This window comes from Alsobacter sp. P4_H11 (genome assembly GCF_056400925.1).
This window is the reverse complement of sequence record NZ_JBFUKI010000002.1, coordinates 370,115-383,428: the sequence shown is the minus strand read 5'-3', so window position 1 is coordinate 383,428 and position 13,314 is coordinate 370,115. Positions and strand designations below refer to the sequence as shown.

Here is a 13,314-nt window from a genome sequence, read left to right as displayed (position 1 = left end):
CGCCCTTCCCCCGACCTTGAACCGGGTTTTTGCACCATGTCTCTTCTGTTTTCTCCCATCGCGCTCGGCAATGTCGAATTGCCCAACCGCATCGCGGTCGCGCCCATGTGCCAGTATTCGGCCACGGACGGCTGCGCCAGCGACTGGCACCTGCAGCACTGGATGAACCTAGCCATGTCGGGCGCGGGCCTCGTCACCGTCGAGGCGACCGCCGTCGAGCGCCACGGGCGCATCAGCCATGGCGACATGGGCCTCTACTCGGACGACAACGAGCGCGCTTTCGCCCGCGCGCTGGCGGCTGCCCGCGCGGTGGCGCTGCCGGGCACGAAGTTCGCCGTCCAGCTCGCGCATGCGGGCCGCAAGGCGTCGTCGCAGCGCCCCTGGGAGGGCGGCGGCCCGCTCAAGGCCGACCAGGATCCCTGGCAGACGGTCGCCCCGTCCGCGATCCCGTTCGCTGAAGGCTGGCATGTGCCCAAGCCCGCCGACGCGCAGGATCTCGACCGGCTGGAAGCCGCCTTCGTTCAGGCCGCGAAGCGCACGGCGCGACTGGGCGTCGAGGTGATCGAGCTCCATTTCGCGCATGGCTATCTCGGCCACGAGTTCCAGTCGCCCTTCTCCAACCAGCGCGCCGACGAGTATGGCGGCACGCCAGAGAAGCGCCGCGCCTTCCTGCTGCGCATCGCCGAGGCCGTGCAGGCGGCCGTGCCGGACACCATGGCGGTCGGCGCCCGCATCACGGGCTCGGACTGGACCGAAGGCGGCATCACGCCGGATGACGCCGTCGCGCTGGCCTCCGAGCTGAAGGCGCTTGGCCTGAGCTGGGTGGACGTGACCTCGGGCGGCAACGTCTCCACCGCCCGCATCCCGGTTGGCCCGGGCTACCAGGTCCCGTTCGCGGCCGCGGTGAAGAAGGGCTCCGGCATCGTCACCCGCGCGGTCGGGATGATCGCCACGGCCAAGCACGCCGAGGAGATCCTCCAGAAGGGCGAGGCCGACCAGATCGCTCTGGCGCGCGCCTTCCTGGACAACCCGCGCTGGGGCTGGCACGCCGCCGAGGCGCTTGGGTTCGACCTGCCGCGCCCGCCGCAATACGCCCGCGCCGCGCCGAAGCTCTGGCCCGGCGCCAGGCTGGCCCGCCCTGACGTTCACTGAGCGCAGAGTCCCTCTCCCGCAAGGCGGGAGAGGGATGTGCCGCTATCCCGTCGCGCGCCGCTCGGCGATCAGCAACCCCACGCCGCTCGCGATGATGAGGCTCGCCCCCATCACGACCCCGATGCGCGGAATGTCGCCCCATATCGCGAAGCCGAACACGAAGGCCCACACCAGCGCCGAATATTCGAACGGCGCCACCGCGGAGGCCGGCGCATAGCGAAAGCCCTCGAACACGAGGTACTGCCCTGCGCCGCCCGCCACGCCGAGGCCCAGCAGCAGCAGCAACTGCGTCCAGGTGGGCGTCACCCAGAGGAACGGCAGCGCGACCGCGCAACCCATCGCGAAAATGAAGTTCGACGCGATCATCTGCGTCGCGGTCGCCTCGGTGCGGCTGATGATGCGCACCAGGATGTTGGTCCACGCCCACAGGAAAGCGGACGCCACCACCATGGCGGCCGGGATGAAGTTCACCGAGCCGGTCGGGTCGGCCGCGAGCGCCACCCCCAGGAAGCCGACGCCGGCCGCCAGCCAGCGCGCCAGCGTGACCTGCTCCTTGAGGATCAGGATTGACAGAACCATCACGAAGATCGGCGCGGCGAAGTAGAGCGTGACCAGCTCGGCCAGCGGCAGCCACTTGGCGGCCGAGTAGTAGGAGATCCACGCGATCAGGATCAGCACGCCCCGGCCGAGCAGCGCCGGCTTTGCGCGGCTGCGCAGCGCCGCGCCATAGACGCCCGGGCCCGCCAGCATGCCGGCGAAGATCATGATCATGATGCTGCGCGCGAACAGGATCTCGAACACAGGCAGGTCCTGCACGAGCCACTTCACGATGGCGTCCTGCACGCTGAAGCACGCATAGCCGGCCATCGCGAGCCCGATGCCGGTCATGATCCGCGGATGGGGGGAGGGCTGCACGGCGGGACGGACCACTGGGACGGGGACCACGGGGTCCGGGGGGATCGCGGGGAGTATGACGCGGCCTCGCGACGCGCCTGCGTCGGGACGCGCCCTCTTCTGTCACCCAGTCGCCTTTCGCGCCAGACGATCCGCGGCATGCTTGGCATGCGACGCGGAGGCCGACCGTGCCTTCGCCGCGCTCCGATTTGCGGACACGCGTTCCTGCTCTATGCTGAAGCCAACGCCAGCGGCTCGCCGCCGGCGATCCCACTTTTCCGGACCTCCGGTCTCGCCCCATCGCCATGGCGGATGAATGAGCCTGCTTGAAATCCGAAACCTCTCGGTCACCTTCGCGACCCGCTCGGGCCAGTTCCGGGCCGTGGACGGCGTCGACCTGACAGTCGACCAGAACGACGTCGTCTCCATCGTGGGCGAGTCCGGCTCCGGAAAGTCCGTCGCCATGTTGGCCGTGATGGGCCTCCTGCCATGGACCGCCACCGTGACGGCCGACGTCATGCGCTTCGACGGGCGCGACCTCCTGACCATCTCGGACAAGGAGCGCCGCTCCATCATCGGCCGCGACATCGCGATGATCTTCCAGGAGCCGATGACTTCGCTGAACCCGTGCTTCACGGTCGGCTTTCAGCTCGGCGAGACGCTGAAGACGCATCTCAAGCTCGACCGCGCCGCCCGCAAGAAGCGCTCGATCGAGCTGCTCGAGGAAGTCGGCATCACGGATCCGGCCCGCCGCCTGTCGGCGTTCCCGCACCAGCTCTCCGGCGGCATGAGCCAGCGCGTCATGATCGCGATGGCGATCGCGTGCCGGCCGAAGCTGCTGATCGCCGACGAGCCCACCACCGCGCTGGACGTCACCATCCAGGCCCAGATCCTCGATCTCCTGCTGCGCCTGCGGCAGGAGACCGGCATGGGCCTCGTGCTGATCACGCACGACATGGGCGTTGTCGCCGAAACCGCGCACCGCGTCGTGGTGCAGTATGCCGGCCAGCAGGTCGAGCGGCAGGAAACGCACGGCCTCTTCGCCGATCCGCACCATCCCTATACGGCGGCGTTGCTGGCCGCCCTGCCCGAGCGCGCCACCGGCCGCATCCTGCCCAGCATCCCGGGCGTGGTGCCGGGCCAGTTCGACCGGCCGCAGGGCTGCCTGTTTTCGCCGCGCTGCGCCTTCGCGACGGACTACTGCCGCGCCGTGCCGCCCAAGCCGGCCGCCCCCGAACTCGGCTACGCGCTGTGCCACTACGCCCTCGTGCAGGGCCAACCCACCAACCGGGAGCGCGCAGCGTGACCGTCGTTCTCGAAGGCCGCAATCTCTCGCGCGACTACAGCGCCAAGCGCGGCATGTTCTCCCCCATGGCGACCGTGAAGGCGCTGAAGGGCGTTTCGTTCGACCTCGAAGCCGGCAAGACGCTGGCGGTGGTGGGCGAATCCGGTTCCGGAAAATCGACGCTGGCGCGCCTGATCACGATGATCGAGGAGCCCACCGAGGGTACGCTCAAGATCAACGGCGTCGACATGGTCTCGGCCACCGCGGCCGATCGCAAGCGCCTGCGCAGCGAAGTCCAGATCGTGTTCCAGAACCCCTACGGCTCGCTCAACCCGCGCCAGACCATCGGGGCCGCGCTGGAAGAGCCGCTGATCGTCAACACCGACATGCCGGCCGCCGAGCGCCGCAAGGCCGCGCGCGACATGATGGCCCGCGTCGGCCTGCGCCCCGAATATGTGGAGCGCTACCCGCACATGTTCTCGGGCGGCCAGCGCCAACGCATCGCGATCGCGCGCGCGCTGATGCTCCGGCCCAAGATCCTGGTGCTGGACGAGCCCGTTTCGGCGCTCGACGTGTCGATCCGCGCCCAGGTGCTGAACCTGCTGGCCGAGCTACAGAACGAATTCCAGCTCGCCTACCTGTTCATCTCGCACGACCTCTCGGTGGTGCGGCACATCGCCGACGACATCATGGTGATCTATCTCGGCCACGCCGTGGAGGTCGGCAGCCGCGAGGCCATCTTCACGGCGCCGCAGCACCCCTATACGCGCGCGCTTCTGTCGGCGACTCCCGTGGCGGAGCCCGGCGCCAAGAAGGAGCGCATCGTGCTGCAGGGCGAGTTGCCGTCGCCCTTCAATCCGCCGAGCGGGTGCCCGTTCAACCCGCGCTGCCCGCTCGCCTTCGAGCCCTGCCCGAAGGAGATGCCGCCGCTCGATTTCAAACAGGGCCGCAAGGTCGCGTGCTGGGCCGTGCCCGCCGATGGCGAGGCTCAGCCGGTCCCCTCACGGATGTCGTGACGGTTCAGCAGCGAGCCTGTCGCCACCCCGGTGGCGGCCAGCACGATCGCGCAAACCGCCAGCGCCACGGGCGCGCCAATGGTGTGGAACGCCACGCCAAACAGCGGCGGCGCCAGCGCCTGCCCGATGAAGAAGAAGAACGCATGCAGCGCGATGGCTGAGCCGCGCGCCGTCGGCGCCAATTCGGTGGCGCGGTTCTGCAGCGAGTTGTGCAGCATGAAGAAACCGAAGCCGACGGCGCCGAAGCACGCCATGAGGGCCGGCCACGTCGCCGCATAGGCCACGCCCGCCAGCCCGAGGCCGCCGATCACCCCGCCGGCGCGCATCAGCACATGCACCGGAAAGCGCCGCAGCAGCAGCGACACAGTGGCCGAGAACAGGATGCCGCCCAGCCCGATGCCGGCGATCGACAAACCGGCCTGCGTCGCCCCGCCGCCGCCGCGCGCCTGCAGAAGCTCCGGCACGAAGGGCAGCACGCCGTAGATGGCCACGCCTTCCAGGAACACCGCCCCATAGCAGATCTTGGCGCGTGGATTGGCGAACACCAGCCGGTAGCGCCCGATCGCTTCCGCGACGCTGAAGCGCCCCGGCGCGCGGGCGTTGAGATGAGCCGGCAGGCCCAGCAGCGTCGCCACCAGCGCGATCGCGGCCGCGCTGGCCGTAACCGCCATGGCGCCGCGCCAGCCGACCCAGTCCGACATCGCGCCCGACGCCGTCACGCCCACGAGCTGGCCGATCAGAGCCGCGGCCAGGAACCGCGAGATCGCGACCTGCCGCCGCTCATACGCGAAGGCGTCGCCCACCATCGCGAGCGCCAGCGGAATGACGCCGCCCGCCGCCAACCCGGCGACGACCCGGCTCACGAAAAGCTGTTCGAGCGACCCAGCGAACACGCCCGCGCCGAGCGCCAGCGCGAACACGACGAGGCACACGCGCAGCACCAGCCCCTTGCTGATGGCGTCGCCGAGCGGCCCCAGCACCGGCTGGCCCAACCCGTAGGGCAGCGCATAGCACGACGACAGCAGCGCCACGGTGGCGACCGGGGCGCTGAAATCCGCCGCGATGGCGTTCACCATGGGATCAGTGGAGCGGGCCGCGAAAGAACTGGCGAAGCCGCTGAGCCCGAGAATGGCCAGGAGCTGGGTTTCGCGCGCCTTGTCGAGCATGGACATCCTTTCGGCGTGGCCCAAACAGTCTGGGCGACGCCGATCGCCCGGCCCTGACGGTCGCCTCCCTGACCGGCGGCGTCAATCGCGGTGTGCGGCACGGCAGTCTTGCGCCGGGCGCGGTGCTCTCGCGCAACGCTTGCGCCCTGCCGAAAGCCGCGATACGTCTTCGTGCATCTCTCGTCGGGGTGCCGCCCAATCCGGGGCGGCTGAGAGGCGTTCCGCCAACCCGTCGAACCTGATCCGGCTCGCACCGGCGGAGGGAACGTGAGATGGCGCCCAGCCAGCAATCCCCCATGCCCAATCGGCTACCCCGACGGTGGCTCGTCGACCCGCTCGCCCTCGGCGCAGGCCTCGCCCTGATCGCCGCCTGGGAAGCCGCGGTCGCGCTTTTCGCCGTTCCGACCTACATCCTCCCGGCTCCGAGCCGGATCGCCCAGACGCTCGCGCTACGCTGGCGTGTGATCGGCGCCGAGGCGCTGGTGACGCTGGGCGAGATCCTGTGCGGCTTTGCGGCCGGCGCCCTGCTCGGCCTCGCGGTCGCGATCGCGATGGCGCGGTGGCGCCTGCTGGAGCGGGCGCTCGGGCCCGTGCTGGTGGTCAGCCAGGCCCTGCCGGTTTTCGCCATCGCGCCGCTGCTCGTGGTGTGGTTCGGCTTCGGCCTCGCCTCCAAGGTCGTGATGGCGACGCTGATCATCTTCTTCCCGGTCGCCGCCAACGCGCTGGATGGCCTGCGCCGCACCGACCCCGGCTTGATCGAACTCGCCCGCCTGTACGGCGCCACGCCGACGCAGACGCTGCGGATCATCCGGGCGCCCGCGGCGCTGCCGGCCGTCGCCACCGGGCTGCGCATCGCGGCCGCGGCCGCCCCCATCGGCGCCGTGGTGGGCGAGTGGGTCGGCTCCTCGGCGGGGCTCGGCCTCCTGATCCTGCACGCCAACGCGCGCTCGCAGACCGACATGGTGTTCGCCGCCCTGGTGGTGCTCGCCGCTCTTTCGATCACACTCTGGGCGCTGGTCGACCGCTTCTCCCGACGCCTCGTGCGCTGGGCTCCGGACAGCCTCGACCAGCCCGCAGCCCGCGCGGCCGCCTGACATCCCCCGAAAGGACCCCAACCCATGCGTTTCGCCTCTCTCGCGCTCGCGGCCGCCCTGGCGGTCGCCGGCCTTGCCGGTCCCGCCGCCGCGCAGGACAAGCTCACCGTGCTGCTCGACTGGTTCACCAACCCGGACCACGCCGCGCTGGTGATCGCCAAGGAGAATGGCTTCTTCGCCAAGGCTGGCCTCGACGTCACGCTCGTGGAGCCCGCCGACCCGTCAGCGCCGCCGCGCCTCGTGGCGGCCGGGCAGGGCGACATCGCGATCACCTACCAGCCGAACCTCTACCAGCAGGTGCAGGAAGGCCTGCCGGTGATCCGGGTCGGCGCGGCCGTCACGACGCCGCTGAACAGCCTCGTCGCGCTGGCGGACGGCCCGGTGAAGTCGATCGCGGACCTCAAGGGCAAGACGATCGGCTACTCCATCGTGGGCTTCGAGGAGGCGCTGCTGTCCACCATGCTGGCCGAGGCCGGCCTGAAACTCACGGACGTGAAGCTCGTGAACATTAACTTCGCGCTCACGCCGGCGCTGCTGAATGGCCAGGTCGACGCTGTGATCGGCGCATTCCGCAATTTCGAGCTCACCGAGCTGAAGCTCGCCGGCAAGCCCGGCCGCGCCTTCTACCCCGAGGAGCACGGCGTGCCGCCCTATGACGAGCTGATCTACATCGTGAAGCAGGACCGCGCCGCCGACCCCAAGGTCACCCGCTTCCTGGACGCCGTAGAGCGCGCCACCTTCTCGATCCTGAACGATCCGGACGCCGCCTGGGCGAGCTTCGCCAAGGCGAACCCGAAGCTCGACGACGAGCTCAACAAGACCGCCTGGACCGACACCCTGAAACGCCTCGCCTCCAGCCCCGCCGCCCTGGACGGCGCCCGCTACAGCCGCTTCGCCCAGTTCATGAAGGACCGCGGCCTGATCGATACCGTGCACCCCGTCTCCCGCTACGCGGTGGCGCGTTGATTGCCTCCTGCCGTCATCCCCGGCGGCGCGCAGCGCCGGGAAGGGGATCCAGGCAACTGGGTGCAGCATCGGGCAAGTGGCCCTGGATCCCCTTCCCGACCTGCTTCGCAGGTCGCCGGGGATGACGGCGAGAATGGAGCCGAATTGGATGGCTCCCCAACTGCGATGATGTTCCCTCATCTCTGATACAAGGACCCGCCCGTGCCCCAGCCCGCCGTCAAAACCCCCATCGCGGTCACCATTGCGGGCTCGGATTCCGGCGGCGGCGCCGGCATCCAGGCCGACCTGAAGAGTTTCTCGGCGCTGGGCGTTTACGGCGCGACCGTGATCACGGCCCTGACGGCGCAGAACACCCTCGGCGTGCAGGGGATCCATGACGTGCCGCCGAAGTTCATCGCCCAGCAGATGGACTCGGTGTTCTCCGACCTCGCCGTGGACGCCGTGAAGATCGGCATGCTGTCGCGCCCCTCCGTGATCGACGCCGTCGCGGCCGGGCTCGAGCGGCACGGCGTGCGGCAGGTCGTGCTCGATCCCGTGATGGTGGCGACCAGCGGCGACCGGCTGATCGCGGCCGACGCCGTGGACGCCCTGCGGCGCATTCTGATCCCGCGCGCCACCCTCATCACCCCGAACCTCCCCGAGGCGGCGGCGCTGCTGGATACGCAGGAGATCGCCGCCGACGAGGCCGCGATGCGCCGGCAGGGCGAGGCGCTGCTTGGCAGCGGCGCGCGCGCGGTTCTGATGAAGGGCGGCCACCAGGGCGGCGAAACCAGCGTCGACCTGCTGGTCGAGTCGTCCGGCGTCACCCGCTTCGAGGCGCCGCGCGTCCAAACGCGCAACACGCACGGCACCGGCTGCTCGCTTTCGGCCGCCATCGCGGCCGGTCTCGCCAAGGGCCAGACCCTGCACGAGGCCGTCGAGGCAGCCAAGATCTGGCTTACCGGCGCGCTACAGGCCGCAGACCGCCTCGCTATCGGCCATGGGCACGGGCCGACGCACCACTTCCACGCCTGGTGGTGAGCGGCGCGGCGCCGCTCAGCTACGCTTCAGCTTCGGATCCAGCGCGTCGCGCAATCCGTCGCCCATCAGGTTGATCGCCACCACGGTGACCAGGATGGCGAGGCCCGGCAGCGTGACGATCCACGGGTTGGAGCGAATGAATTCGCGGCTGTCGGCCAGCATCGAGCCCCATTCTGGCGTCGGCGGCTGCGCGCCCAGCCCCAGGAAGCCCAGCGCGGCCGCCTCCAGAATGGCGTTCGACACGCCCAGCGCTGCCTGCACGATCAGCGGCGCGAGGCAGTTCGGCAGGATGGTGACGAACATCAGCCGCATCGTGCCGACGCCCGCGACCTTGGAGGCGGTGACGTAGTCCTTGCCCAGCTCGCCCAGCGCCGAGGCGCGCACCAGCCGCACATAGCTCGGCAAATACACGATCGCGACCGCCACGATGGTGTTGGTGAGGCTCGGCCCCAGCACCGCCACCACAAGGATCGCCAGCACGAGCCCGGGCACGGACAGGATCAGGTCCATGATCCGCATGATCACAGTGTCGACGATCCCGCCCAGGAACGAGGCCGCGAGCCCGAGCAGCACGCCCACGATCACGGACGTCGCCATCACGGCCACGCCGATGAACAGCGAAATGCGCGCCCCGAAAATCAGCCGGGTGAGCGTGTCGCGCCCGAGCGCGTCCGTGCCGAGCACGAACTTCCAGTTGCCGCCTTCCTCCCAGGCCGGCGGCAGCTTGGAGAAGTCGCGGAACTGTTCGAAGGGCGAGTAGGGCGACACGAAATCGGCGAAGATCGCCAGCAGGGCGATGATGACCAGCACCACCAGGCCGCCGACCGCGCCCTTGTTCTCCGAAAACGACGCCCAGAAGGCGCGCAACGGCCCGGGCGGGGCCGGCTGGACGGGCTGCGCCGCGAGCGCCTCAACGGCCATGGCGGATCCTCGGATTGATGGCTCCGTAGAGCACGTCGATGATCAGGTTCACGACGATCACCATGGATGAGATGAGCAGGATGCCGCCTTGCAGGGCGGGGTAGTCGCGCCGGCCGATGGCCTCGATCAGCCACTTGCCGACGCCCGGCCAGGAGAAGATCGTCTCGGTCAGCACCGCGCCGGCCAGCAGCGTGCCCACCTGCAGCCCCACGATGGTGACCACCGGGATCAGCGCATTGCGGAGCGCGTGATAGCCGATCACCCGGAACGGCGACAAGCCCTTGGCCTTGGCGGTCCGGACATAGTCCTCGCTCAGCACCTCCAGCATGGACGAGCGCGTCATGCGGGCGATCACGGCCAGCGGCACCGTGCCGAGCACGATCATGGGCAGGATGAGGTGGTGCAGCGCCGACCAGAACGCGCCGGGCTGGTCGGACTTCAACGCGTCGATCAGCATGAAGCCGGTGACGGGCTCGAAATAATAGTTGATCAGGTCAATGCGGCCGGACACCGGCGTCAGGCCCCAGCGCTCGGACACCAGCATGATCAGCAGCAGGCCCCACCAGAAGATCGGCATCGAAAAGCCCGTCACGGCCGCGCCCATCAGCGTATGGTCGAACCAGCTGCCGCGCTTCACGGCCGCTATCACACCGGCCGGCACGCCCAGCAACACCGCAAACAGCATGGCGGCGGCCGAAAGCTCCAGGGTGGCGGGGAACAGCGCGAAGAACTCGGTCAGCACCTTCTCGTTGGTGACCACCGAGGTGCCGAAATCGCCGTGCAGCAGCTGCCACACATAGTCGGCGAACTGCTTCCAGATCGGCTGGTCGAGCCCGAGCTCGTGCCGGAATTGCGCCAGCCGCTCGGGCGAGATGCCGCGTTCGCCGGTGCGCACCTCCACGGGGTCGCCCGGCACCATCCGGATGGCCACGAAGGTCACGAACATCAGCGCGAAGAAGGTGGGCAGCGTCAGCGCCGCACGCTTCAGGAGAAATTTGATCATCGAATCCTACGCAGGATCGGGGAATGCGGCCCGGGGGGCGGCCGGCGGTCCCACCTATGCACGTCGTGCGCCACGGGCGCCCTGGGGCCTGCAACGCTCACGGCGGATACTAGCCCAAAACACGAGATCGGCGGAGCGCCTTGGGCGTCCGCCGATCCCGCGCCGATCAGTGCGGGAGGGTTAAGCCCTCCCGCAGCCTCACTTCATGTCGACGCCATAGAACTCGTGGCGGTTGAAGGGGCTCATCTTGTAGCCGGTCACTTCCTTGCGCATCGGCTCGTACACGATCGAGTGCGCGATTGTCATGTCCGGGGCGTCTTCCTTCTGGATCAGCTGCATTTCCTCATACAGCTTGGCGCGCTCCTTGTTGTCCGACATGGCGGCGGCCTTCTTCAGCCGGTCGTCGAACTCCTTGTTGCACCACTTGGAGAGGTTCTGGCCGCCCGGACGGGCCGCCGAGCAGCCGCGCAGGAAGAAGAAGTTGTCCGGGTCGCCGTTGTCGCCGGTCCAGCCGAGCTGGCCGGTGATGTGCTCGCCCTGCTGCATGCGCTTGCGGTACTCGCCCCACTCATAGGTGACCAGCTTGGCGTTGATGCCGAGCTTGGCGAGGTCCGACTGCATCATCTCGGCGATGCGCTTGCCGTTCGGGTTGTAGGGGCGCTGCACCGGCATGTACCAGAGGTCGATGTCGAGCGGCGTCTTCACGCCGGCCTTCTCGAGCAGCTCCTTGGCCTTCGCCTGGTCGAACGGGTAGTCCTTCACGGTGTCGTTGTAGGACCAGATCGTCGGCGGGATCAGGTTCTTGGCCGGCGCGCCGGCGCCCAGATACACGTCCCGGATGATCGCCGCCTTGTCGACCGCCATGTTCATGGCCTGGCGCACTTCCTTCTTGTCGAAGGGAGGCTTGGTGACGTTGAACGACCAGTAGGCGATGTTCAGGCCCGGCTGCTGCATCATCTGCAGCGCCGCGTCCTTCTTGATCTCCTCGAGATCGGCCGGGCGCGGATAGGCCATGTGGTGGCACTCGCCCTTGCGCAGCTTGGCGAGGCGGGCGGTCGGGTCCGGCGTGATCGCGAAGACGAGGTCGTCGACCAGCGCCTTCTCCTGGCCGAAATACTCCTTGTTCGCCTTGAAGCGGATCACCGCGTCCTTCTGGTAGGCGACGAACGAGAACGGGCCGGTGCCGACCGGAACCTGATCCATCAGCTCGGGCTTGCCCTGCTTGAGGAGGAAATCGGCATATTCCTGCGAATGGATGGACGCGAAGTCCATCGCGAGGTTCGCCAGGATGGGCGCGTTCGGCTCGTTGAGAGTCATTACGACCGTGTAGTCGTCCTTCTTCTCGATCGTCTTCAACAGCTTGGGCATGTCCATGTCGTTGAAGTAGTCGTACTTGCCGCCCGACACCTTGAAGAAGGGATGGTCTTCCTTCCACTGGCGGTTGAACGAGAACAGCACGTCATCCGCGTTGAAGTCGCGGCTGGGCTTGAAATCCTTGGTGGCGTGGAATTTCACGCCCTTGCGCAGCTTGAAGGTGATCACCTTCGCGTCGTCCGAGAAGGTCCAGCTCTCGGCGAGGCCGGGCACCACCGTGGTGGAGCCGCGCGCGAATTCGGTGAGCTGGTTGAAGATCGGACGCGCGGCGTCGAAGCTGGTGCCGGTCGTGTTCAGCGCAGGGGTGAAGTTTTCCGGGCTGCCCTCCGAGCAGTAGACGAGCGTCTTGGCCGAAACGGCCGTGGAGCCCATCAACAGAGCCGCGAGCCCGAGGCCCAGCAGGCCTTTGGCGGTTGCATAGCGTGTCATCAACTTCCCCTCGTCACTTGTTCTTCGGGCCATGGCGGGCCCGGCCGTCTCGGGACAGCGTAGGCCTAGCAAAGCGCTTTTCGGCGCCGCACGCAATCGCCATCCCGGCGCCACAAATCGGGTGCGATCAGCCCTCGAACCGCACCTTCGGCGAAACCCGCGGAGCGACCGCCCCGACACACCGCGAAAACCCGCCCCATTGCGACCCGCGCCACAATCGGCTAGACACGATCCGCCGGCCTCGCCGCAGGCACCCGTAGCTCAGCTGGATAGAGCGTTGCCCTCCGAAGGCAAAGGTCACACGTTCGAATCGTGTCGGGTGCGCCAATTTTCTGGCTTCTTTAGATCAGAAGAGTTCTCGCCGCGCGTCAGCCGCTTTCGGTTGCGGTTGATCCGTGCTGGGCCAATCATCAGGGCGCGCTGCCCGGGAAGCGGGCTGGCGATGACGGACGCGGGGCGAGTGGCCAGGTCAGCACGTCGGCGGAAAACAGCGCGCACCAGACGAGGACTGGCTGAAACGCCAGTCGGGGAGCGTGGTACCACCAGCTGGAGGGCAGGCCTGGGACGTCGATGTGCGCGAATGCGTGACGCAGGTTCGCGGGGAACACACACACGGCGTAGAGGGCGAGCATCATCCCGGCCGTGCGGCGTAGGCGCGGAACGAGCAGCCCGATGGCGCCGGCGACTTCGCACAGCCCCGTCGCGACGATCACGGAGAGCGGAGCGGGTACCCAATTCGGCATGATGGGCAGGAACGCGGCGGGCGCATGCAGGTGGAGGAGCCCTGCTCCTCCGTAGAACAGCGCCAACGCGAAACGCAGGGTGGCGCGTGCGCGCTGGAAGAGGGCGCTCCGTTCCGGCGCCCCGTTGACGGATGACTGCGGGAGCTGCGTGCGAGCGTCGTTCTCGTCCATTTCCGCAACCTAGGGCGGCCTGTGTCCGGCAACCAGATCCGGGGGCCGTGACGGGGAGGCCGTGACGTTGGGCCATGCTC

The 13,314-nt window shown here is 68.6% G+C and carries 12 protein-coding genes, 1 tRNA gene and 1 riboswitch; of the genes, 7 read left to right on the top strand and 6 right to left on the bottom strand.

What is annotated here, in order from left to right; translation table 11 throughout:
* Window positions 1-36: 36 nt before the first annotated feature.
* The gene (locus AC1DSZ_RS05165; protein WP_476837305.1) at window positions 37-1,152 is read left to right on the top strand and encodes an NADH:flavin oxidoreductase/NADH oxidase; all 1,116 of its coding nucleotides are present in this window, start codon (window positions 37-39) and stop codon (window positions 1,150-1,152) included.
* 42 nt (window positions 1,153-1,194) lie between these two features.
* On the opposite strand, the gene AC1DSZ_RS05160 is transcribed toward AC1DSZ_RS05165, so the two are convergent.
* The gene (locus AC1DSZ_RS05160) at window positions 1,195-2,040 is read right to left on the bottom strand and encodes a DMT family transporter (RefSeq protein WP_476837304.1); all 846 of its coding nucleotides are present in this window, start codon (window positions 2,038-2,040) and stop codon (window positions 1,195-1,197) included.
* A 322-nt stretch (window positions 2,041-2,362) separates the two neighbouring features.
* Here AC1DSZ_RS05160 and AC1DSZ_RS05155 point away from each other — a divergent pair, with 322 nt between their 5' ends.
* On the top strand, window positions 2,363-3,352 hold the full coding sequence (locus AC1DSZ_RS05155; protein ID WP_476837303.1) for an ABC transporter ATP-binding protein: 990 nt from the start codon (window positions 2,363-2,365) through the stop codon (window positions 3,350-3,352).
* Window positions 3,349-4,347 carry a dipeptide ABC transporter ATP-binding protein gene (locus AC1DSZ_RS05150; RefSeq protein ID WP_476837302.1) on the top strand — a complete coding sequence of 333 codons (999 nt, stop codon included), beginning with the start codon at window positions 3,349-3,351 and terminating at the stop codon, window positions 4,345-4,347. The genes AC1DSZ_RS05155 and AC1DSZ_RS05150 overlap by 4 nt, the downstream gene beginning before the upstream one ends.
* On the opposite strand, the gene AC1DSZ_RS05145 is transcribed toward AC1DSZ_RS05150, so the two are convergent.
* Entirely contained in the window at window positions 4,320-5,513 is a 1,194-nt protein-coding gene (locus tag AC1DSZ_RS05145; protein ID WP_476837301.1) for an MFS transporter, read from the bottom strand. The two genes, AC1DSZ_RS05150 and AC1DSZ_RS05145, sit on opposite strands and share 28 nt — an antisense overlap.
* Before the next feature lie 174 nt (window positions 5,514-5,687).
* Window positions 5,688-5,795: riboswitch (TPP riboswitch) on the top strand.
* Between AC1DSZ_RS05145 and AC1DSZ_RS05140 the strand changes: the two genes are divergently transcribed.
* From AC1DSZ_RS05140 to thiD, 3 genes are all read left to right on the top strand, one after another.
* Window positions 5,786-6,607 carry an ABC transporter permease gene (locus AC1DSZ_RS05140; protein WP_476837300.1) on the top strand — a complete coding sequence of 274 codons (822 nt, stop codon included), beginning with the start codon at window positions 5,786-5,788 and terminating at the stop codon, window positions 6,605-6,607. (Overlaps the previous riboswitch by 10 nt.)
* Window positions 6,608-6,631: 24 nt before the next feature.
* Window positions 6,632-7,573 carry an ABC transporter substrate-binding protein gene (locus AC1DSZ_RS05135; protein ID WP_476837299.1) on the top strand — a complete coding sequence of 314 codons (942 nt, stop codon included), beginning with the start codon at window positions 6,632-6,634 and terminating at the stop codon, window positions 7,571-7,573.
* Between the two features lie 201 nt (window positions 7,574-7,774).
* Window positions 7,775-8,593, top strand: coding sequence for a bifunctional hydroxymethylpyrimidine kinase/phosphomethylpyrimidine kinase (thiD, locus tag AC1DSZ_RS05130; RefSeq protein ID WP_476837298.1), 819 nt, complete (start codon window positions 7,775-7,777; stop codon window positions 8,591-8,593).
* Between the two features lie 15 nt (window positions 8,594-8,608).
* Here thiD and AC1DSZ_RS05125 read toward each other — a convergent pair whose 3' ends face one another.
* The 3 genes from AC1DSZ_RS05125 to AC1DSZ_RS05115 form a co-directional block, all read right to left on the bottom strand.
* Window positions 8,609-9,514 carry an ABC transporter permease subunit gene (locus AC1DSZ_RS05125; protein ID WP_476837297.1) on the bottom strand — a complete coding sequence of 302 codons (906 nt, stop codon included), beginning with the start codon at window positions 9,512-9,514 and terminating at the stop codon, window positions 8,609-8,611.
* Window positions 9,504-10,517, bottom strand: coding sequence for an ABC transporter permease subunit (locus tag AC1DSZ_RS05120; RefSeq protein ID WP_188515840.1), 1,014 nt, complete (start codon window positions 10,515-10,517; stop codon window positions 9,504-9,506). The genes AC1DSZ_RS05125 and AC1DSZ_RS05120 overlap by 11 nt, the downstream gene beginning before the upstream one ends.
* A 198-nt stretch (window positions 10,518-10,715) precedes the next feature.
* Window positions 10,716-12,320, bottom strand: a complete 1,605-nt coding sequence (locus tag AC1DSZ_RS05115) for an ABC transporter substrate-binding protein (RefSeq protein WP_476837296.1) — start codon at window positions 12,318-12,320, stop codon at window positions 10,716-10,718.
* Between the two features lie 250 nt (window positions 12,321-12,570).
* Here AC1DSZ_RS05115 and AC1DSZ_RS05110 point away from each other — a divergent pair.
* A tRNA-Arg gene (locus AC1DSZ_RS05110) sits at window positions 12,571-12,647 on the top strand.
* Window positions 12,648-12,730: 83 nt separating this feature from the next.
* Here AC1DSZ_RS05110 and AC1DSZ_RS05105 read toward each other — a convergent pair.
* Window positions 12,731-13,234 carry a DoxX family protein gene (locus AC1DSZ_RS05105; protein WP_476837295.1) on the bottom strand — a complete coding sequence of 168 codons (504 nt, stop codon included), beginning with the start codon at window positions 13,232-13,234 and terminating at the stop codon, window positions 12,731-12,733.
* Window positions 13,235-13,314 lie beyond the last annotated feature (80 nt).

What these genes read in the sequence shown, in the direction of transcription:
- AC1DSZ_RS05120 (WP_188515840.1), bottom strand. Translation starts at nt 10,517, where the DNA reads ATGATCAAATTTCTCCTGAAGCGTGCGGCGCTGACGCTGCCCACCTTC.
- AC1DSZ_RS05115 (WP_476837296.1), bottom strand. Translation starts at nt 12,320, where the DNA reads ATGACACGCTATGCAACCGCCAAAGGCCTGCTGGGCCTCGGGCTCGCG.
- AC1DSZ_RS05140 (WP_476837300.1), top strand. Translation starts at nt 5,786, where the DNA reads ATGGCGCCCAGCCAGCAATCCCCCATGCCCAATCGGCTACCCCGACGG.
- AC1DSZ_RS05155 (WP_476837303.1), top strand. Translation starts at nt 2,363, where the DNA reads ATGAGCCTGCTTGAAATCCGAAACCTCTCGGTCACCTTCGCGACCCGC.
- AC1DSZ_RS05135 (WP_476837299.1), top strand. Translation starts at nt 6,632, where the DNA reads ATGCGTTTCGCCTCTCTCGCGCTCGCGGCCGCCCTGGCGGTCGCCGGC.
- AC1DSZ_RS05125 (WP_476837297.1), bottom strand. Translation starts at nt 9,514, where the DNA reads ATGGCCGTTGAGGCGCTCGCGGCGCAGCCCGTCCAGCCGGCCCCGCCC.
- AC1DSZ_RS05105 (WP_476837295.1), bottom strand. Translation starts at nt 13,234, where the DNA reads ATGGACGAGAACGACGCTCGCACGCAGCTCCCGCAGTCATCCGTCAAC.
- AC1DSZ_RS05145 (WP_476837301.1), bottom strand. Translation starts at nt 5,513, where the DNA reads ATGCTCGACAAGGCGCGCGAAACCCAGCTCCTGGCCATTCTCGGGCTC.
- AC1DSZ_RS05160 (WP_476837304.1), bottom strand. Translation starts at nt 2,040, where the DNA reads ATGACCGGCATCGGGCTCGCGATGGCCGGCTATGCGTGCTTCAGCGTG.
- AC1DSZ_RS05165 (WP_476837305.1), top strand. Translation starts at nt 37, where the DNA reads ATGTCTCTTCTGTTTTCTCCCATCGCGCTCGGCAATGTCGAATTGCCC.